This window comes from Acinetobacter tandoii DSM 14970 = CIP 107469 (assembly GCF_000400735.1).
Classification (GTDB): Bacteria; Pseudomonadota; Gammaproteobacteria; order Pseudomonadales; family Moraxellaceae; genus Acinetobacter; species Acinetobacter tandoii.
In genome coordinates, this window is sequence record NZ_KE007359.1 from 42,796 (window position 1) to 63,477 (window position 20,682).

General features: G+C 38.7%; 23 protein-coding genes and 3 tRNA genes. 10 read left to right on the forward strand and 16 right to left on the reverse strand.

The window, feature by feature from the left end:
- Positions 1-225 precede the first annotated feature (225 nt).
- Positions 226-1,506 carry a GGDEF domain-containing protein gene (locus I593_RS00340; protein WP_016165623.1) on the forward strand — a complete coding sequence of 427 codons (1,281 nt, stop codon included), beginning with the start codon at positions 226-228 and terminating at the stop codon, positions 1,504-1,506.
- Positions 1,507-1,518: 12 nt separating this feature from the next.
- Here I593_RS00340 and I593_RS00345 read toward each other — a convergent pair whose 3' ends face one another.
- From I593_RS00345 to I593_RS00375, 7 genes are all read right to left on the reverse strand, one after another.
- Positions 1,519-1,845, reverse strand: a complete 327-nt coding sequence (locus I593_RS00345) for a DUF3861 domain-containing protein (protein WP_016165624.1) — start codon at positions 1,843-1,845, stop codon at positions 1,519-1,521.
- 32 nt (positions 1,846-1,877) lie between these two features.
- Positions 1,878-2,279 carry a Fur family transcriptional regulator gene (locus I593_RS19690; protein WP_016165625.1) on the reverse strand — a complete coding sequence of 134 codons (402 nt, stop codon included), beginning with the start codon at positions 2,277-2,279 and terminating at the stop codon, positions 1,878-1,880.
- A gap of 16 nt (positions 2,280-2,295) precedes the next feature.
- Positions 2,296-2,826: a PadR family transcriptional regulator gene (locus I593_RS00355; protein ID WP_016165626.1), complete on the reverse strand. Its 531-nt coding sequence runs from the start codon at positions 2,824-2,826 to the stop codon at positions 2,296-2,298.
- A gap of 146 nt (positions 2,827-2,972) precedes the next feature.
- On the reverse strand, positions 2,973-3,596 hold the full coding sequence (locus tag I593_RS00360; RefSeq protein WP_016165627.1) for a hypothetical protein: 624 nt from the start codon (positions 3,594-3,596) through the stop codon (positions 2,973-2,975).
- A complete protein-coding gene (locus I593_RS00365) occupies positions 3,568-4,452 on the reverse strand; it encodes a DNA cytosine methyltransferase (RefSeq protein ID WP_016165628.1) in 885 nt (294 codons plus the stop codon). Before I593_RS00365 ends, I593_RS00360 begins: the two co-directional genes overlap by 29 nt.
- A 5-nt stretch (positions 4,453-4,457) precedes the next feature.
- Positions 4,458-6,026, reverse strand: coding sequence for a glutamine-hydrolyzing GMP synthase (guaA, locus tag I593_RS00370; protein ID WP_016165629.1), 1,569 nt, complete (start codon positions 6,024-6,026; stop codon positions 4,458-4,460).
- Between the two features lie 181 nt (positions 6,027-6,207).
- Positions 6,208-6,633, reverse strand: a complete 426-nt coding sequence (locus tag I593_RS00375) for a DoxX family protein (protein ID WP_016165630.1) — start codon at positions 6,631-6,633, stop codon at positions 6,208-6,210.
- A gap of 190 nt (positions 6,634-6,823) precedes the next feature.
- Between I593_RS00375 and I593_RS00380 the strand changes: the two genes are divergently transcribed.
- Positions 6,824-7,465, forward strand: a complete 642-nt coding sequence (locus tag I593_RS00380; RefSeq protein ID WP_016165631.1) for a DedA family protein — start codon at positions 6,824-6,826, stop codon at positions 7,463-7,465.
- Positions 7,466-7,468: 3 nt separating this feature from the next.
- Here the strand turns inward: I593_RS00380 and I593_RS00385 are convergent, their stop codons facing one another.
- The 5 genes from I593_RS00385 to I593_RS00405 form a co-directional block, all read right to left on the reverse strand.
- On the reverse strand, positions 7,469-8,059 hold the full coding sequence (locus tag I593_RS00385; RefSeq protein WP_016165632.1) for a LysE family translocator: 591 nt from the start codon (positions 8,057-8,059) through the stop codon (positions 7,469-7,471).
- A 214-nt stretch (positions 8,060-8,273) separates the two neighbouring features.
- Positions 8,274-8,666, reverse strand: coding sequence for a hypothetical protein (locus I593_RS00390; RefSeq protein WP_016165633.1), 393 nt, complete (start codon positions 8,664-8,666; stop codon positions 8,274-8,276).
- Between the two features lie 14 nt (positions 8,667-8,680).
- Positions 8,681-9,520 (reverse strand): ParA family protein, encoded by an 840-nt coding sequence (locus tag I593_RS00395; RefSeq protein ID WP_016165634.1) that lies wholly within the window; start codon positions 9,518-9,520, stop codon positions 8,681-8,683.
- Positions 9,521-9,603: 83 nt separating this feature from the next.
- Positions 9,604-9,993, reverse strand: coding sequence for a SirB2 family protein (locus I593_RS00400; RefSeq protein WP_016165635.1), 390 nt, complete (start codon positions 9,991-9,993; stop codon positions 9,604-9,606).
- Between the two features lie 15 nt (positions 9,994-10,008).
- A complete protein-coding gene (locus I593_RS00405; RefSeq protein ID WP_016165636.1) occupies positions 10,009-10,317 on the reverse strand; it encodes a BolA family protein in 309 nt (102 codons plus the stop codon).
- Positions 10,318-10,516: 199 nt separating this feature from the next.
- On the opposite strand from I593_RS00405, the gene I593_RS00410 reads away from it, so the two are divergent.
- The 3 genes from I593_RS00410 (at position 10,517) to I593_RS00420 (ending at position 10,824) form a co-directional block, all read left to right on the forward strand.
- Positions 10,517-10,592: transfer RNA gene (locus I593_RS00410), tRNA-Gly, on the forward strand.
- A gap of 40 nt (positions 10,593-10,632) precedes the next feature.
- A tRNA-Gly gene (locus I593_RS00415) sits at positions 10,633-10,708 on the forward strand.
- Positions 10,709-10,748: 40 nt separating this feature from the next.
- Positions 10,749-10,824 (forward strand) — tRNA-Gly (locus tag I593_RS00420).
- Positions 10,825-11,204: 380 nt separating this feature from the next.
- Here the strand turns inward: I593_RS00420 and I593_RS00425 are convergent.
- Positions 11,205-11,423: a helix-turn-helix domain-containing protein gene (locus I593_RS00425; RefSeq protein WP_010588955.1), complete on the reverse strand. Its 219-nt coding sequence runs from the start codon at positions 11,421-11,423 to the stop codon at positions 11,205-11,207.
- A gap of 110 nt (positions 11,424-11,533) precedes the next feature.
- Here I593_RS00425 and I593_RS00430 point away from each other — a divergent pair, with 110 nt between their 5' ends.
- From I593_RS00430 to I593_RS00450, 5 genes are all read left to right on the forward strand, one after another.
- On the forward strand, positions 11,534-11,749 hold the full coding sequence (locus tag I593_RS00430) for a hypothetical protein (RefSeq protein WP_004985715.1): 216 nt from the start codon (positions 11,534-11,536) through the stop codon (positions 11,747-11,749).
- 13 nt (positions 11,750-11,762) lie between these two features.
- Entirely contained in the window at positions 11,763-12,944 is a 1,182-nt protein-coding gene (locus tag I593_RS00435) for a site-specific integrase (protein ID WP_004985718.1), read from the forward strand.
- Positions 12,937-13,185 (forward strand): hypothetical protein, encoded by a 249-nt coding sequence (locus I593_RS00440; protein ID WP_004985719.1) that lies wholly within the window; start codon positions 12,937-12,939, stop codon positions 13,183-13,185. The genes I593_RS00435 and I593_RS00440 overlap by 8 nt, the downstream gene beginning before the upstream one ends.
- 68 nt (positions 13,186-13,253) lie before the next feature.
- Positions 13,254-13,790: a DUF1376 domain-containing protein gene (locus I593_RS00445; protein ID WP_026039984.1), complete on the forward strand. Its 537-nt coding sequence runs from the start codon at positions 13,254-13,256 to the stop codon at positions 13,788-13,790.
- 10 nt (positions 13,791-13,800) lie between these two features.
- The gene (locus I593_RS00450; protein WP_004985725.1) at positions 13,801-14,547 is read left to right on the forward strand and encodes an ATP-binding protein; all 747 of its coding nucleotides are present in this window, start codon (positions 13,801-13,803) and stop codon (positions 14,545-14,547) included.
- A gap of 896 nt (positions 14,548-15,443) precedes the next feature.
- Here I593_RS00450 and ppk1 read toward each other — a convergent pair.
- The 3 genes from ppk1 to I593_RS00465 all read right to left on the reverse strand — a co-directional run bounded on the left by ppk1 (position 15,444) and on the right by I593_RS00465 (position 20,545).
- The gene (gene ppk1, locus I593_RS00455) at positions 15,444-17,522 is read right to left on the reverse strand and encodes a polyphosphate kinase 1 (RefSeq protein ID WP_016165637.1); all 2,079 of its coding nucleotides are present in this window, start codon (positions 17,520-17,522) and stop codon (positions 15,444-15,446) included.
- Between the two features lie 112 nt (positions 17,523-17,634).
- Positions 17,635-18,903 carry an MgtC/SapB family protein gene (locus I593_RS00460; protein WP_004907087.1) on the reverse strand — a complete coding sequence of 423 codons (1,269 nt, stop codon included), beginning with the start codon at positions 18,901-18,903 and terminating at the stop codon, positions 17,635-17,637.
- A 49-nt stretch (positions 18,904-18,952) separates the two neighbouring features.
- The gene (locus I593_RS00465) at positions 18,953-20,545 is read right to left on the reverse strand and encodes a Na/Pi cotransporter family protein (protein ID WP_004907089.1); all 1,593 of its coding nucleotides are present in this window, start codon (positions 20,543-20,545) and stop codon (positions 18,953-18,955) included.
- Positions 20,546-20,682: the final 137 nt, after the last annotated feature.

The window sequence follows — 20,682 nt, forward strand, 5'->3', positions numbered from 1 at the left end:
TTACCTGTAAATCTTTATCTGAAAGATAAAAATTCCATACAATAAAATACGGCTGTCTATATAATGGATCGCATTTATCTAATAAAATGAAAGAATATGAACAAGAAAAACGAATTTGGTTTCACATATCTATTTCAACAAAAAGTGTGCATTTTATATACAAAACTGTGATTAATGTTTATTATTTCATAAGAATGCATTGTAAATACAATGGAGCAGTAGCCTATGATTAAAGGAGGATATGGACAAACTGAATTGGGTCATAAGCACAGCATTGGATTAGAAAATCGCAATAAAACTCAACATACCCCTGATACTTACATTTTACCCTCCCAATTATGCGAACCTGAAAATCGTGTCGCCATCGTCAATGCATTACAAGATCGTAACGCTCCAATTCCTCCACAATTTGAGGAGTGTTATTACAGTTATCAAAATGTGCATCAACGACACCATTTAAGGCAAATTAATTTTTTAGCACAACTGTCCTTTCTCTGTTATTTTTTTGCGGATTGGTTTTTATTGCCAGATATTGTCTATATTTCAGGCATAGCACGTACAAGTGCAGTCTCAAGCTTTATGCTGTTGAATTGGGCGATGTTTAAATACTGTAAAAACATTCTAACTTTAGACTTATTGCTACCGATCTCGAGTGCTTTCGCTGCCACAGTATGGTTCTGGCTACTCCATCAATCCGAAAACTCGAGTGTTTATTTTTATCAATATGCTTCAGTCATTTTTATCTTGTTGGGCTGCTTATCTATTCAAGTCCGCTTTCGGCCTTCAGTATTAACGGCATTACTCATCAGTGCTGTCATTATTTCTGGCGTCATACATCTTAATAACACGCTACAACAAACGATTATCTTTTTACTGGTCTATATTCCAATTCTTATCTTTAGCTTATATATCAGCTGGAATAACACTTTAAATGCGCGCCGCACCTTCTTACGCTCTATGTTAGAAGAATGGGATCGTCACATGTTGCGTGAACTGGCACACACTGATGAACTCACCCAATTAAACAACCGTCGCCAATTTGAATTGATTGCTGATCAAAAAATCCATCAATGGCCGCAATATCAATCTATTTGTTTGCTCATGTTTGATGTCGACTTTTTTAAACGCATTAATGACAGCTATGGTCATGATATTGGCGATCAAGTTCTACAGAATATTGCGGAAATCGCGCGCAAAGAAATGCGGCGTGAAGATGTCTTGGCACGTTTTGGCGGTGAAGAGTTTGTTGCGCTTCTTCCCGAAACTGCACTCGAAGATGCCATGATGATTGCCAACCGATTAAGACAAAAAATTGAATCCTCTACAGTGTATATTGGCAATAATATTAAACTTAATTTCACCATTTCAATCGGTGTTTCACAGCTTGATCCTGAAGACGTCGATTTACATCTACTGATTAAAGAAGCCGATGTTGCCCTTTATCGCGCCAAACAGAATGGCCGCAATCAAGTGGTCTGTTTTGATTCTTTACCGAATGAAGTCTAAGGTAGTCCCCGATTATTCTTCTCTTACCTCTTGAACTGTGGTCTGCTGTGCCAATGTGTGTTTAAGATGTTTCATAAATTGCCCAAACTGCGGTAATAGCTGTTCAAATAAAGGATGCTGACGATTTTCCAATAGCGTTTCACCAAACAGCTTTAAACCGAGTGCAAATGCAGCAGTGGCATCTTTATCAAACAATTTTGCCTGTTGCATACGCTCGACAATTGCCAAAATATCATCATGATTACCTACATTGAATGCCAATTTTTCAGTATAGGTTGAGGGTTGTCCCTTGGCATCACAAAGATGTTGCACTGTAATATGATATTGATGTTGTTTCATTGTATTGTCCTTTAAACGAATAAATTTAAAACTCAGCTTTTGAGTTGTACATGTAAGATGAGTTCAACTTTGACCAGTTGTTGTTGCATAACATCAGCCAACTGGTTGAGATAGTTGGATAAATCTTGATGTTCAAATGCTTCGACTTGCCCATTTTGCAGGTGTAGGATTTGACACTGCGCTCGTTGTTGCCGTATCACAAAACTGGCTTTGGCACGCTGATGGTATTGTCGTTCAATCAATTTTGCTTGTTCTAGCTCTGTCAGTACGCGATAGATCGTAGCCAAACTCAAACCACTTTGTTGCTGATGTAGCTGTAAATATAGATGTTCTGCACTACACGCTACTCTAGCATCCAATAATTGCTGCAAAATCGATGTTCGAGCTGAAGAGACTTTTAAATGTGCCTGTTTCAATAATTCCTGACTTTGCATACTAGGCTCGAGATCCTTAAAGTCGACCAATTGCCACGGCAGCAGCATCAATATGCGCAGCAATCTGACGTATGGTTTCAACATCAACCGATTTAGCATTTAGTTTTAGGCGTAGTGAAGTCTTTAAGTTTTCCATAGCACGGTGAATATCCATCAGCTCATCTTTACTTTGTATATCTCGCTTGGTTTCCAACTTCTCTAATAGCTGCTGAATCACGGAATGCTGTTCTTTTAAATGTGCGTTTCCTGCATCTGTAATATAGAACTGCTTACGATCCCCTTCAGTCAGTTGCACTTGAACAAAACCCATATCTTCCAAATAAGTTAAAGTCGGATAGATGGTGCCTGCACTTGGACTATAACCACCTCCTACCAATTCACTAATATCTTTAATCAGTTCATAACCATGTTTGGGGGCTTGGGCAATCAGATATAGCACCAATAATTTCATTCGACCTGCTTCAAATAAACGACCACGACGTCCACCATGCGGGCGTTCTGTATAATGGGAGTACGACTCATAGTCATGATGGGAACCCTGTTTCATAATATTTATTCGCTTTATAGATGAATTTATACTTATTAAGATATATCTTTATATATCTTAAATCAACTATTCTTCCTTATTTCAAGCCATAAAAAGGACGCTTACGCGTCCTTAAAAGTTATCTTCATCAAACCGATCTTGGTCTATTATTTATCATTCTGCACGACATCATAGACATAAAAAGACTTAATTATTTCTACCGCTTTAGGCTTTTCTAGACTAATAGAACCTAAAAACTCAATCATTTCATCAAATGATGCTTCATCCCCTAATACAATGTCGTCAATTCCTAACAGATCACCCTCTTTTAACTTTTTTTCTAATCTTATAGCTTCTGGTTTATCCATAGTGACTAAGTAACACCTAGCTTTACGGTGTACATACTTTAAAGAAACAGCCTCTAAATCAGCCTGTTTGTATCTTTCTCTTAAAGATGTCTTAGCCGAAATTGATATTGGTCCAAATTCCTTACTATAAACTATCAAATCAAAATTCACATTTGGAACAAAAACAACGTTAGCTTGAGAAAAAATTGGTCCAATTCCGTTCTCAAGCATTACTGTCGCAATAATTGCCTCGAATATTTTACCATTAATATTATTATTGTTTGGACAACTGTCTTTATATGCTTTCCACAAAACTCGCAATTGCTCATGTGGTTTTAAATTTTGAATATCTAAACTATTTTCAAGAACCAATTGAAAGGCCTTAAATACAGCTCCTTGCTTAACAATATTATATTTATTTAACAAGTGTGAATTGTTCTGCACTTAGTTTTTCCTTAATTTTCTTATAAAATGCTTCTATGGCATCAACCGATACAGAGTTTCCTAACTGCTTCATTGCTTCTATTTCAGATACAGGAAAAATAAAATCTGAAGGAAAACCTTGCATCAGAAGACCATGTTTAGAAGTTAAACGTCGAATCTCACCATCAACTTTATAAAACTCCCAGTTTCGTCGATCACCATAAACTGATCCACGCCCACCAACTCGTAATGTAAATCCAACTTCTTTTTCACAATTTCCTGAAAAAATATCACTCATCGTATATTTCAATGGGAGTTTTTCTGGCTGTTCTATTTTAGTCACACCATCTCGAAAACCAATCATAAAAAGACGAGGCCGATGCTGTGGTAAACCATAATCACTTGATTTGACAACAAAACTTTGAAAGCTATAACCAAGTGCCTCTAGTTTTTCTTGAATAACTGAAAAGGTACGTCCATTATCATGTTTAAGTAGTCCTCGTACATTTTCCAAAAAATAGGCTTCAGGCTTTTTTTCTTCTAAAATTTGCAAAATATTAAAAAACAAAGTTCCTCTAACATCATCGAAACCTTTTTTTTGCCCCGCTTGACTAAACGGCTGGCATGGAAACCCTGCACACAAGACCTCATGATCAGGAATCTGCTGTGGTTCAATTAATGTAATATCACCATGCCAAGCACCCGCATCTAAATTATGATTAGCTAGATATGTTTTCTTAGCATTCTCATTAATTTCTGATGCAAAAACACATTGTGCGCCTTGTCGCGCAAGGGCTAGATGAAAACCACCTATCCCTGCGAACAAGTCAATAAAGCGAATCTGTTGCATTTGATCAAAAAACTGCAACTGTTGCACTTACTTTATTCCCACTCAATTGTTGCTGGTGGCTTAGATGACACGTCATACACAACACGTGAAACATCTTTAATTTCATTCATAATACGCGTAGAAATCTTGTCAACCAATTCATACGGTAAGTGCGCGAAACGAGCAGTCATGAAGTCCACAGTTTCAACAGCACGAAGTGCAATTACCCATGCATAACGACGACCATCACCGACTACACCAACTGATTTAACAGGTTGGAATACTGCAAATGCTTGCGCAGTTTTGTCATACCAGCCGCTGTCACGAAGTTCTTGCATGAAAATGTCGTCTGCAAGACGAAGAATGTCCGCATATTCTTTTTTCACTTCACCCAAAATACGCACGCCCAAACCTGGACCTGGGAATGGATGACGGTAAATCATGCTATGCGGTAAACCTAGAGTTGTACCTAGTTTACGTACTTCATCTTTAAACAAGTCACGTAATGGTTCAACAAGGTCAAATGCTAAATCTTCTGGTAAACCACCCACGTTGTGGTGTGATTTAATCACGTGCGCTTTACCTTGCTTGCTTGCAGCAGATTCAATTACGTCTGGATAGATCGTACCTTGAGCCAAGAATTTCACGCCATCAAGTTTACGTGCTTCTTCTGCAAATACTTCAATGAACTCACGACCAATGATCTTACGTTTTTTCTCAGGATCAACTTCGCCTGCCAACGCTGTTAAGAAACGCTCTTCTGCATCGGCACGGATCACACGGATACCCATGTTGTCTGCGAACATTTGCATCACTTGATCACCTTCGTTTAAACGAAGTAAACCGTTGTCTACAAATACGCAAGTCAGTTGGTCACCAATCGCTTTATGTAATAAAGCAGCCACAACTGATGAATCTACGCCGCCAGATAAACCAAGTAGAACTTTTTCATCACCAATCTGTTGACGTAGTTGTTCTACACGAAGATCGATAATGTGTTCTGGTGTCCATAAACCGCCACAACCACAAATTTTGTGAACAAAGTTAGATAATAACTCTGCACCTTTTGCAGTATGCGTAACTTCTGGGTGGAACTGCACGCCATAGAAACGACGGCTTTCATCAGATGCCGCAGCGAATGGGCAGCTTGGTGTACTTGCAGTTGTTGTAAAACCTTCTGGAAGACGGCTCACTTTGTCACCGTGGCTCATCCACACGTGTAATTGGTTTTCACGGTCTTGAAGCTGACCAATTAAGTGGTCGCGCTGTTGAATATCAACTTCAGCATAGCCAAATTCGTGTACTGTACCCGCTTCAACCTTACCACCGAGTTGTTCAGACATGGTTTGGAAACCGTAACAGATTCCCAATACAGGCACACCTAATTCAAACACCACTTGCGGTGCACGTGGACTGCCTTCTTCATGCACACTTTCAGGTCCACCCGATAAAATAATACCGTTTGGATTAAACGCACGGATGTCTTCTTCAGACATATCGTAGGCATACATTTCAGAATATACACCCGCCTCGCGTACGCGACGTGCAATAAGCTGACTATATTGAGAGCCGAAATCCAAAATAAGGATACGATCTTCAGTAATTTGAGAATTGGTAGTCATGACAAACAACTATGATAGGCAAACGAATATAAGCGCCATATTCTACCATTTTTCCAGTTATTAAGCACACTATTTGGACAACCAATAAATATACATATAAAACAAATATTTAAATAAAAAGCACCGAACTTATCGGTGCTTTTGACTTGTAACAGGATTCTGCAATCCTACCACCTATAATTTAAACCTCTGATTTTTCAATGAGGGCATCAAGACTGAATTTTCCCGCACCATGCAACATCAAGAAAAATAAGCCACCTGCCATAGCAAAGTTTTTCATAAAGTTGATGGCATCTTCTGCACCAGCGTGGAAAATGAACGCGGTAATAATGCTAAATACGCCTAGACCAAGTGCGGCAAAGCGCGCTTGAAAACCAAATAACAGCGCTAAACCACCGCCAAATTCAACCAAGATGGTTAAAGGCAATAGTGCACCTGGCACCCCCATTGCTTCCATATAACCAACAGTAGCGCTATAGGCAGTCAATTTGCCCCAGCCCGCAACCAAAAAGATATACGCGAGGAGCGCACGGGCGATTAAACTCACGGCATTATCAAACGCAGGTTGAGTCACGATATTTTTCACAACAACATTCGGATTAAACATAATTGAACCTTTTCTTAATTTTGTGGATAGGCACAGCTTAGTTTTTGTTGATAATAGAATAAATATACATTTTCCAGACTTATCGTTTTATATTTAGAACGATAGATGGCTAAAATTAATTACGTTTTTATACTGACTTTCCGTATATGGGCTGCTAGGATTTGGCTACATTTTCGCGATGTTTTACCCCATGGAACTCATTGATTTTATTTTACACGTAGATGACCATTTACTCGAATTTATTACAAATTATGGGGTATGGATTTACGCTATTTTATTTTTAATTATTTTTGTCGAAACAGGTTTAGTGGTCATGCCATTTTTACCGGGCGACAGCTTGTTATTTGCTGCAGGGGCGTTGGCAGCGTCTACAGGAGCAATGGATCCTTGGGTCTTGGGCATTTTACTGTTTATTGCAGCAGTTTTAGGTGACACCCTGAATTATCATATCGGTAAATATATTGGACCACGGGTATTTGAACTTGATTCGCGTTTTATTAATAAACAGCACTTGGTTAATACTCAAAAATTCTTTGAAAAACATGGTGGTAAAACCATTATTTTTGCCCGCTTTGTGCCTTTTGCCCGCACCTTTGCACCCTTTGTCGCAGGTGCAGGACGAATGAATTATAAATTCTTTTTAACCTATAATTTAATTGGTGCTTTTTGCTGGATTGCCTCGTTTATTACACTCGGCTATTTATTTGGCAATATGCCTGTAGTCAAAGACAATTTCACCCATTTAATCTTCGGGATTATTATTATCAGTATCTTACCGGGCATTATCGGTTTTATTCGTCAGAAACTAGCAAAAAACAAAGTAAAAGCATAAGCGTTAAAAGAATCGAATTACCACTGGCAACATACAGATAATCAATAACATAGCCGATCCTTTATATAAGTGATCGGCTTTTATTTGCTTTAAATTTCCCGCCAAAATCGCTTTGCCAAAGACCATCCAGAACAATGCAACTGGAATCAAAATTAAAGAAAAGACCAAAAAAACCAAGCCTACACTCAAACTACTATTCCACATTTCTAACGGTAAAATTCCTGCGGCAAAAAGTAGTGCTTTCGGGTTTTTAAGCGTGGAAAAAAACAATTGATGTGGTCGAATATGAGGATGCTTTTGATGATGCGATTGCAAATGTGTCGACTTCCACAAATGAAATGCAATCCAGAACACATACAATGCACTCAACACATGCAGTAAGGTAATCAAATGCGGCCAGACAGGATGAGTCAAATGGATAAACAGCGACCACAAGCTAATTGCATAGATGTAGCCCAATAATTCGGCCGGAATAAGTAAACTGGTTTTAGGAATACCTTGTTGATGTGCAGAGCTTGCCAGTAATGCATTGGTCGGTCCTGGAATCAGGAACACCGCAATCATCGCAAATACAAATAGCCAACTCTCAATCATAAAAACCTATTACTCAAGCTTAAAGTGTTGCACACCTTATCTGAAACTCCCCCCAAAGGACAAGCCAAACTCAGTCTAAATTGAGAACCGTTAAGTTGTATACAACGCAATAAACCAAGATAAGTCTTTATTTATATTATATTTTATATTGAAATATTTTGAAAAACTTTCACCCTTTATCATTTCAGTGGTGCAATGACAAAGGGTGAAATAGCTATTTTGCAGTTCTTGGCACCACTTTAATTGGACAATTTTTAAACTGAGCCGCCTGAAAAACAGCATCTTGCTGCCCCATCAAACGAGAGATTTCGGTCTTTTTGGTGTTTGAAGACTGTCCCATATTTAATGAAACACTTGGACCAAAGCCCCAGCCTCCTCCACGGCTCCAACCACCACCTAGTCCAACATCGACTCCCATTCCCGTACTTTTGGGTACTGAAACACCTTGGTCTAAATATTGTTGAATACGGTCATACTCTGCCTGCAATTGTTGACAGTTCAATGACTGATATTGTGTAGGCGAAACATAAGTCGGTTTAACCGTGGTTGCACACGCTGTCAGCAATACGCTACTTGCAGCAAGGATAGATAAAGCAATTTTTTTCATCTGTTTTCTCAATCTTATTTTTGCTCAATTTCATTGAACAATGAAAGATAGGCCTGCGTCAATTTATGATCTTTGGCTAAATAGATTAATGGCTGGTTTTGATGATGGGATTCTTTCATCAGCACTGAAGGTGGCAACATATTTTCCAATACTGGCAAGCCTTCATCTTTTAGTTGCTGCACCACTTCACGCGGCAACTTGGCTTGTGCTTGGTACTGATTCACCACAATGCCTTCAATTTCCAGTTGGTCATTATGATCATCTTGGGTTTCAATCACATTTTCAATCAGGCTTTGTAGGGCGCGTTTTGAGAATACATCACAATCGAACGGAATCAACACGCGATCTGCGGCAATTAATGCCGACAAAGTAAAAAAATTAAAGGCTGGTGGAGTATCAATATAAACACGGTCATATTTACCTTCGAGTAACTTCAAAGCATCCCGTAATTTATAAATTTTATGTTTGGCTTCTAAAGCATGGGCCAAAGCCCCTAAACTCGGACTGGCTGGAATCACATCAAGTTGCTTAAACGGGGTTTGATGCACATAACTTTCCAAACCTTTGGAACGATTTTTTAGTAAAGAGCCAATCGCATTGCCCAATAAACCTGCTTTGCTTTGGGTTGCTCCCAACACTTCTTCAAAGTAGTTTTCGATATTCGGTTCCAGTGCAGGCTTATCCACTGAATACGTCGCATCATCTCCCAATAAATACTGACTGGAGTTGGCTTGCGGATCCAAATCAATCACCAGTGTTTTTAAGCCCTGATAAGCACTAATCGCAGCCAAATTGACTGTAATACTCGACTTGCCTACGCCACCTTTCTGATTAAACACCACACGTGTCCGCATATTCCCCCTCCCTCAATTTTTATCGGTGATCGTTCAGCAGTGTAAACGATCATTTTTTTATCGTTATCGAAAATGTCTGACAATCAACCAAAATTTGGCTGAATCATCACCAAGCCTAAAATTGCAACAAACGCCACTACAGCTAAAAACAAGCCTGCACGGCGTTGTGCCAAAACGATCTGATCCTGCTTCTTATAGGCTTTGCTTAAAGAAGATAACAGCACGAAAAACAGAATGATTTTGGCATAAAACCAAGACTGCACTTCAAAACCTTTCATCACCAACAAGGCAACACCCGTCAAAATCAACAAGGTCATAGCACTGTGCTGAAAAGCCACAAAGAATTTACGTGCAGATGGATTCGGCAAATTACCTTCGGTGCCCGAAAATAAACTCCGCGCGCGAATCACAATTGCCACACCTGCCAGAACAACAGCCAACCAATGCAGCATTAACAACATTTGAGCATCCATAACAAGCCAATATCCTTAATGCTTAGGTGCATGTGCACATTCAGGGCTTGACGTGTCTTGTCCCTGCCATTCCGATTCTACAAAGGCATGAATTGCCAGTGCATGAATGCGACTCGGTGCCAATAAATCCCCCACAGCGGCATATACTTTTTGATGACGTTGCACTAAACGTAAGCCATCAAAGGCTTCGCTGACAATCACCACTTTGAAGTGGGACTCTTTGCCAGGAAAATAACCACCATGCCCCGAAGATTCATTCACAATTTCTAAATAAGTCGGTGCCAATTGCTGTAAACGGTCACGCAGTTGTAATTCTAAGCTCATGAGAATCTGCCTTTATCTTATCTATTGTATACAGTATAGCTGTTCTACCTCTATGTTTTGTATTCAGAGGTGACTTTTAGGGTTTCAAGCGCAATTTTTTAGAAAATCTGGCATAAAATGCTTGTATTTTATGCAATTGATACAAGTTTTTTCAGAAACATATTGACCATCATTTTTCATACTGTATTATACACGGCATGCGGGAATAGCTCAGTTGGTAGAGCACAACCTTGCCAAGGTTGGGGTCGCGAGTTCGAGTCTCCTTTCCCGCTCCAAATTTTTTAGTGTAAGTTTTTAGAAAAAACTGCTCAATATGCGGGAATAGCTCAGTTGGTAGAGCACAACCTTGCCAAGGTTGGGGTCGCGAGTTCGAGTCTCGTTTCCCGCTCCAAATTTTTTAGTGTAAGTTTTTAGAAAAAACTGCTCAATATGCGGGAATAGCTCAGTTGGTAGAGCACAACCTTGCCAAGGTTGGGGTCGGGAGTTCGAGTCTCCTTTCCCGCTCCAGATTCAAAAAGCCCTCATCGAAAGATGGGGGCTTTTTTCTTGTTGATTATTAATAATATTTTTTCTAAAACCTATATGTTCCAGCTTTGGAAGAAGCTCTAAAAATTTTAGAAAAAGTATTGTATAAGCTCGCTGCGTGACCAAAAGTGCCCTAAACGTGCCTTCCCTTTATCATATACGAATCAATTCATTCGCTATTCTGGTATTTTTTTAATCAATTTCAGTATAGATAATCAGAACACCTTCCCCATACACTTGACTTCCCTTTTTTCCATCTATTTTAGTATTTTTTTATTTGCTTTATTTTGATGGTGACCAAATTTGGTCACCAAAAATACATAGTTAAAACATTTACTTATGATCAAAAAACTCAATTTTAATCAATCATTCTGCTCTTCATTTTTCTTAAATTTTAATAAATCACCCACTTCAACATTAAGTAATACACACAATTTTTCTAAGGTCTCAAAATCTATTCGAGTCGATTGACCATTATATAACTTATGCAATGTTGTCTTACTCATTCCAGTCGCTCGAACTACATCCGCAACTTTCATTCTTCGCTCTGCCAAAAGCACTGGCAAGTTACAAACTATCATTAATTACCACCATTGTGTAATAAAGTACTTGCATAGTGTCTTAAATGCATTTATTATCGCATTGTGGTCTTAAATAACACCATTGTGATACTTTATAAAAGGATACAAACATGAATCTTACTTATATTACTACAAAAGAATTGGCGGAACGAATCCATTATAACGAACGTACTATCCGTAATCAGTTAAAAGATAGCGTTTTGATCGAAGGCATTCATTACATTCGCCCTTTTGGTGGTCGCAAAATTTTATATGTATGGGAGCGTATTGAAGAAGATATGACTAAAACAACTTTAGGCTCGCTACACAGCCTACAACTTCTGTAAGGAGAACATAATTATGGCTGCTATTCGTACTAGATACGGTAAGTTATGTGTCGATTTTCGATACTTAAGTATCCGTTGCCGTGAAACCACCGCTCTTGAAGACAATGCTCAAAATCGAAAAAAGCTTGAAAAAGCGATTGAACGAATGGAGGCAGAAATCTTATTGGGTATTTTTGACTATGCTAAATACTTTCCAAAAAGTTCTCGTTTGAAAGAAATCAAAAATGCAGAAAACAGAGTAAATGAAATCAGCTCAAAAACACCTCTATTTTCTAAGTTCTGTGAAATCTGGTTCACTGATAAAGAAATAGAATGGCGTACAAGCTACAAGGAAAAAATTCAAATTGTGATCAGAAAGTACTTAATTCCTTTTTTTGGCACAATTCCGGTTATTAATATCAAAAAGTCAGACATTCTTGGATTCCGTTCATCCCTCGCCAAAGTGACTCACGGGAAAAACCAAGAATGCCTTTCACCATCAAGAATCAACCAGATTATGATAGCACTTCGTATGATACTCGATAGTGCTGCCGAACGATATGACTTTGACAGTCCTTATAAGAATATCAAGAACTTAAAGCAAGGGAAAATTGAAGTCACGCCTTTTTCATTAAAGGAAGTACATGCAATCTTGGCCACAGTTCGTGATGATTTTAAGCCTTATTACACTGTTCGGTTTTTCACAGGTATGCGCACCAGTGAAATTGATGGGTTGCAATGGAAAAATGTGGACTTGCAACGTCGGGAAATCCATATTCGTGAAGCCTTGGTGAATGGGGAACTGGGTGGAACCAAAACCTATGGTTCTGACCGCACAATCCAGATGAGTGACCGCGTTTACCAAGCCTTTCTGCAACAGAAAAGCTTAAATAATGGTAAATCAGAGTTTGTTTTCTGCAATCGTGATGGTGGACCTCTCGATTACCGTTTGGTGAATAAACGTGTCTGGCATCCGATCTTGCGCTTTCTAGGATTAAAGCCTAGAAGAGCCTACCAAACACGTCATACAGCAGCAACGCTCTGGCTGTCGGCAGGAGAGAATCCGGAATGGATCGCACGTCAATTGGGACATTCAACGACTGAAATGCTATTCCGGGTCTATAGCCGTTACATCCCCAATGTTACCCGTCGTGATGGCAGTGCATTTGAAGCCATGCTGGAAAAACTAAATACAGAGGAGCTTGCACATGAATAGTAAAGCTTTCTTTGGTGGTGTGGTCGTCAGTCCTGAAGCGGATACGGTCGCTCGTGAATTAATCCATGAGCTACACATTCCCAAACTGCACAATCTGGCGTTTTTGCTGGAGATCAACAAATGCTTCGATGATCACCAGGCGTTAAGACTGTGGCTACAGCGACTGCTGGATGATGGACAAGCCCATTACGATGACCTAGCCCAACAGGCTCGCCTCCGGTTAATGAGCTTAGCTCCCTGATCAAATAAATATACAAGGTCATCTGATTGATGACCTTAGCCCTCTATACCTATAAAAAAGGTGAACACATGCATAAACATATTTCAATTTGGATGCCACTCTATATTGGCGACCTACAGGCGAAATTTGCACGAATGACAGCAGAACAAATTGGTGCGGCACTGCTGTTAATGATGGATTTCTGGAAAAACGGTGCTATTCCTCATGACCTAGCTACGGTATGTAGCATCACAAAATTATCGCAACATACCAAGGCTAAAACTTTGTTGAATACGCTAATAGCCCTGGAATTGTTTGAAATCGAATCTGAGCAAATTCATTCAAGTTTTTTAACCAGTTTAAAAAGCCAGGCATTGCAAAATCAGCAAATGAAATCTGATAAAGCTAAAAATGCAGCTCAAGCACGTTGGGGAAAATCCGCAACTAATGCTCAAGCATCAGCCAAGCAACGAAAAGTAAATGCTCAAGCAGCTCCTGAGAAGAGCCCGAGTATTACTCAAGTCATGCTTGAACCATGCCCTTCATCTTCATCTTCATCTTCATCTTCATCTTCAAATTTTGAAGAAAAAAATGAGAGTTTTTTAGAAAATTCAAAATGGATTTAGGAGAACAATCATGAATACCATGCTTAAAACGCTCCAGTTTCGCGCAGAAACAACAGAAGCACTCTGCCCTACCCATCATATACCCCTGATGGAAATCGCCGGTCACAGGCTTTGCAAATTGTGTGCAAAAGAAATGGTCCATCGCTCACATGCAGCCTATGCAGATGAGCTGCAACAACGGTTGCTGCAACAGAAAATCAAAAACTCAGGGCTCAATAAACGCTACCTGGACCGTGGCTTCAAGAATTATGTAGTTGCATGTCCTGCTCAAGACAATGCCATAAAACTATGTCAGGCTTTTGCACAGCAAATTATTTCTGACCATTATCCAAACCTGCTGCTCATTGGTACACCAGGTACAGGAAAGACTCATCTGAGTGCGTCAATCATTCGCAACATTCTGCATAACAGTACAAAATCTGCACGCTACTATACCAGTGCAGAAATTGCTCAAAAAATGATGGACACCTGGTCAGATGCTTCACGCTCTGAAAAGGAAGTTATCGAGCATTTCTCCAGTTTTGATTTATTGGTGATAGATGAATATGGCCTGCATGACCGACATGAAAAACGCCTGGAGATGGTGCATAAGGTTTTATATAGTCGTTATGACAATATGAAATCTACACTGCTGATTTCCAATTTCACAATCCAAAATATGCAGCGGGATTTAGGTGCCCGATTATGGTCACGGTTACATGAGAACAATTTGATTGTAGTGCCATGTTATTGGGATGATCTAAGATTTAATCAGTAAAATAATTTAGATTTAGAATCTATATAAGTGTAAAACCTATAAGTATTGGTTTTACACTTAATATCAAGATAATTAGAAGTAGTAAGAATTCTCTCCATCCAAATTCAATACCATCTAATTTTCAAATATAACAAAATTAATTTAACAATATCAAAAATTGCTTTTTTAAGAGTTAAATCTATACTACCTTTTATGAAAATTGGTTCATATTTTTTCATCAAATTGAGAAAATAAAAATCGAAAATAACCCTTATCAATTTCAGTTAAATTTTTAAAATCATGTTAAAAAATTACATATTTTTTGTTATTTTCAACATAACTTATAGTATAATTATAATATATAAAACAGCATCTTGTGATAGGAAAATGAAAAAATGAAGCTCACATCTAATAAATTTTTAATTCCCTTTACTCTTATCATTTTAATCAGCAGTTTTTTAATTATTCTCTACCGTATTACTATCAGCTAATACAGAAATTTTTCATATAATGATATGAAAAGAATTTAAAAAATTTAGATCAAATGAAAACCGACATAATTTAGATATATTCAAATTATGTCATTATTGTTTCATCGTACTCATTCGCTATGAAATAAAATAAGCCAAATGAAATATTTTTACCAAGGCAAAAAGATCAACTTCGGCATCTGGACAGGTAAGACTTGATCAAAATATAAAGTACCCAAAAATGTTTATCCTATTTAAATGTGTTAAATCAAAAAACAATGACCATCCAACAACTTAAAATATTATATCTGCCTATAACTTTATTTGACAAAAGGTGGCAAAGTGCTTGCTACTTTAAAATTAGTGGCATTCCACCTGTATCGAAAGATCATAATTTCTTAAATGTTGTTGAATAGGCCTAAAAAGAGTTAACTTTAAGTTAAGCATTTACTTTATAACGCTTAACAAAAAGTGCTGCGCATTATGTGGCTTTTCATTTTCTATGCATGAGTTACGCTTCCAACTACCATCACTTTGTAATAGCCATGCTTGTTGATTATCCATTAAATAATTTTCTAACCCTTGCTGATAAATTCTTTTTTTGAGTCTAGTATTTTCAATAGGAAAGCACACTTCAACACGTTTAAATAAATTACGCTCCATCCAGTCAGCACTAGAACAATACACAAGTGTATCACCATTATTGTAAAAATAATAGACACGAGTATGCTCAAGAAAACGCCCTACAATTGAGCGAACACGAATATTTTCTGATAAGCCAATTAGGCCTGGACGTAAACAACAAATAGAACGAATGATTAATTCTATTTGCACACCAGCTTGAGAAGCTTCGTATAATTTATTAATCAATTGAACTTCGGTTAGTGCATTGACCTTAATGATAATTTTTGCCGGTTTCCCTGCTTTCGCAAGCACAATCTCGTTTTCAATAAAATTCATCAACTGACTATGCAAAGTAAATGGTGCATGTAGAAGTTTCTTTAACTTCACCATTTTGCCCATACCGGTTAATTCTTGAAAAATACGATGTACATCTTCACACAAATCTTGATTGGTCGTTAATAAACCGTAATCAGTGTAAATTTTGGCATTGCCAGCATGATAATTTCCTGTACCTAAATGTGCGTAGCGCACCAGTTTTTGATTTTCTCGGCGTACCACCAAAATCATTTTGGCATGAGTTTTATAGCCGACAATGCCATATACCACCACGGCACCCGCTTCCTGTAAAACATTGGCAACAGCGATATTGGACTCTTCATCAAACCGTGCCCGTAATTCAATCACTGCGGTGACTTCTTTACCATTTCTTGCCGCCTCAGCCAAAATTTGCACAATTTCTGAATTTGCACCGCTACGGTACAAGGTCTGTTTAATGGCCAAAACATGCGGATCTTGCGCGGCTTCACGTAATAATCGAATTACAGGGGAAAATGATTCAAAAGGATGATGCAATAAAATATCTTGTTTCTGCATCGCACTGAAAATATTTGCAGATTTTTTCAGTATTTTTGGAATCACAGGAGTATGTGGCTCATAGCGTAAATATGGGCGTTTAAAATCCGAGACCAATCGAGCCAAATTAACAGGCCCGTCGACACGATACAATTGATGCGTATCCAAATCGAATTCTTTGAGTAAGTATTCATAAATATGTGTTGGACAATTTTTATTGACCTCCAAACGTACTGCCCGACCAAAACGGCGTGAACTGAGTTCGTCTTTTAAGGCTTCCGCTAAGTCTTCAACATCTTCAGTTAACGTTAAATCTGCATTTCGGGTTACTCTAAATTGATAGCAACCCGTTGCCGTCATTCCCGGAAATAAATCAGACACATGAGTATGAATAATTGAAGAGAGCATCACATGATGCTCTTTGCCTTCGGTCAACTCATCTGGCAAACGCACCACACGTGGCAATGAACGTGGTGCAGGAACCACTGCCAAATCGATCTGACGGCCAAAGGCATCCTTACCTTCCAAAGTCACAATGAAATTAAGTGATTTGTTGACCAAGCGTGGAAAGGGATGCGCAGGATCTAAACTTATTGGTGTTAAGGCTGGTGCAACCTGTTCCTGAAAATATTTTTTGACCCAATTAGATTGTGCTTGAGTTAACTCTCCACGTCTTAAAAAGCTGATGCCTTCTTCTCTTAACTGCGGAAAAATTTGCTCATTTAAAATTTGATATTGGCGTTCAATCGCAGCATGTGCTGTCTCCGAAATTTGATGTAAAATTTCTTGTGGGGATAAACCATCAGCCGTTTGTATGTCTCGCTCTTGAACAAAATGTTCCAACATAGTTGCAACACGAATTTCAAAAAACTCATCTAAATTTCTAGAAAAAATTAATAAAAAATTCAATTTTTCTAAGAGTGGATTTAAAGGATCGACCGCTTGTTCTAAGACACGTAAATTAAAATCTAAAATTGACAACTCGCGATTAATATATCGCTCAACTTGACCATATACCGGGGGGGAGGCTTGTGTAACTACGGAATTCATATACTACCCATATTTCTTAAAAGCAATGCCATTTTTAGTTGGCTAAAAATAAATAGAATTACAAAACAAAAACTTAAATATCATTCTAAAATATTGAAAATAAATCCTAAATTTACTGAATAACCATCCAAAGTACCGCCATTAAAATCGCCATATGCAGCATTTGTGCGGGGGCAAAATATAGAAAATATTTCCCGCCACCAGTTAAAAATGCATTGATGCTTTTAGAAAATGCATGTGCAGCCAAACCAATCATCATAGCGTAGACCAACGTCATCTGCTGTGGTGTTCCTTGCATCACCACCGTTGCCATGGCGGCATGCACTTCAAATAAAGAAGCGAAGAATGCCCCAATAATCAAACCGCTATCACCCAACACTACATTCAAGCCATATACCGCTGCTTGAATCACTGTCAGTGTTACCACAATGATCAAGGCTTCCTTAATGCTGAACATCCGACTGTCCATATGCGTAATATCATTTTGTGGTGTAGCCTGTTGACCCATCGTCGCTTTGGATGAATGAATTAACATCAAGGCAATGATCAAAAGCACTGCAATGCCAATACTGCAAGGCAACAATAAAACCTTAAACCAAGCAAAATTAATCCCTGCGACAATAATCAGCAGCTGTAACAGGGTCGCAATACAGGAAATTAAGCCTGCACCAGCATTAGATTTGGCTTCTGCTTTGCCTGAACGGACTTCCATGCCCAAACTGGCAATAGTTGCGGTGCTAGAAACAAAACCGGATGCCAAAGATGACAACATCAAGGCTTTATTGTTTGGCAAGAGACGTTTAGCAATATGTGCCAAGGACTGTACGCCTAAAATCATGATCAGCAGTTTTAGAATCACATATGGATTGAGTACTGTGCCCCACATTGCCTGATCCGGCATCAGTGGCAAGGCAATTAAAATCAGTGCCAGTAAAAACAAACCGTCACGCAGTTCAAAATGCTGAATCCAATTGCCAGCAAAATAATGCAATGACTGCTTGCCCATTAAAATCAGACACAACACTACCGCTAACCCTGCAGCAAGCGGCACATTAAACACACATAATGCACCAATCAAATAGGTCATCAAAAATGCCAGTTCAGTGGTCGCACCAATATCCTGTTTTTGTTTAATCAGGCTATAAACACAAAAAGTCGTGACTGAAAATGCACCTAAGATACCTACTGCAAGATGTAGTAAAAAACATACTGCCCCAAGCAAGGCGCAAATGGTAAATGAACGCAGTCCGGCAAAACTGGGTTCACTTTCTTTACGATTATGCCTTTCCCGTTCTAAACCGATTAATAAACCGCAGCCTAATGCAGATACCATGACTCTCAATAATTCTTGAAAGGACAAATCTAGTAATACAGTATTCAATTTCTTAGCCTCAACACAGCTGGATAAAAAATGCGATGAACCACATTCATCAAGACTCCTCTAAAAGACGCTCATACATCACGTTAGAGAAACGATAGCTATGTGCAATTAAGCGATCCATCCAACGCTGTGCAGCTAATAATTCCACCCCTTTGGATGCGCTTAATTGATTTACTTCGGTATATTCCATGACTTTTTTACGCGTTTCGGCACGATGGCTACTGGTCCATTTTTTTAACTGATTTAAATCGGCTCTAAGATTTTCAATGACTGACCGATCTGCTAACTGTTCTATATGTGAAAAGTAACTTTCTAAAATATTGCAATAATCTAGTGCTAACTGAAAAATTGCCGGCTGTGTTCGTAGCAATATGGCATTATCTAAACGCTCTAAATCATTATGTAAGACACGTACATAGACCATTACTCGCAGTAATGATAAGAATTTTTGTTTGAGTGCAGGATGCTCAGGAATCGCTATTTTTTCTAAATACTGCTCAATATGCTGAATAATCTCATTCAGCGTATTCAGCTGCTGCTGTCTAGGTAATGTACCGGTCTGAAAAACCATTTGCAGAATTTTAAAAATCTCAAATATGCTGAAATATACTGCCTTTTCCGCAGCCTCTACTGCAATAGCAGGTACTTGTAAACTAGCATCATCCAGACTGTCTAAAATGGCAGGATTATTACTTGGCAACCATTGGATAATTTTCTGTTCTAAAAATTTCAGACTTGGCATAAATATACATGCCCCCAACACACTGAACGTGGTATGAAACAGCGCGAGCATAATCACCTGATCAATGCTGCTGAAAAATGCACTGTGTTTAATCAACCAAAGAAAAAACGGAGCCAACATGAAAAATGCCACAATCGCACTGATGAGATTAAAAATCACGTTCACAGCAACTGTACGTTTGGCATTGATCGAAGCACCAATCACCGAAATCACGGTAATGCCGACTGCACCAATATTTTGCCCAATCACCATATATAGTGCCTGCGGTAAATCAATTGCACCGCTGACTAAAGCAGCCATAGTCGCTGTAATAGATGCACTAGAGGACTGCAGCAGCATCGCCATAATGATGCCGATCAGCACCAAAACCAATTGTGACCACAAGCTGTCATAACCAAAAAAGGATAAATCTGAGTGTGCAGCAAACCCCGCCATGGCTTTTTGCAAAACATCGATGCCAAAGAAAATCAGACCAAAGCCTGCAATCACAAAACCCAATAAAGCCATTTGACCTTTAGCAATGAGTTTAAGTAGAGCGCCAAAAGCAATCATCGGCAATGCCAACATGGAAATGGAAAATTTCATGCCCAAAAATGCCACAATCCAACCAGTACTGGTTGTGCCGATATTGGCACCAATCACCACACTCATGGCTTGCGTGAAACTAAGTACCCCTGCTCCGACAAAACCAATCGCGGCGACAATTGTTGCTGTAGATGAATGCACCAGCAATGTCATGCCCAAACCTGACAGCATGGCTTTAAACGGTGTTGCCGTAAACCGTGTCAGTAACTCCTTCAAGGTCTGACCTGCAATTTCTTTAAGGCTATCAGTCAGTAACGTCATACCAATTAAAAATAGACCGACACCGCCACATAGTTCAGAGAGAATTTGAAGCACTACATTCCCCTATAAATTTCAAAAAAATTATGCTATTAAATGACATTTATTTAAATCTTGCGCCATTGAATTATTATCAAAGAATAAAAAAAAGCAGGCAGACTATTCAGGGAGTCATCTGCCTGCAAAAGGGAAAC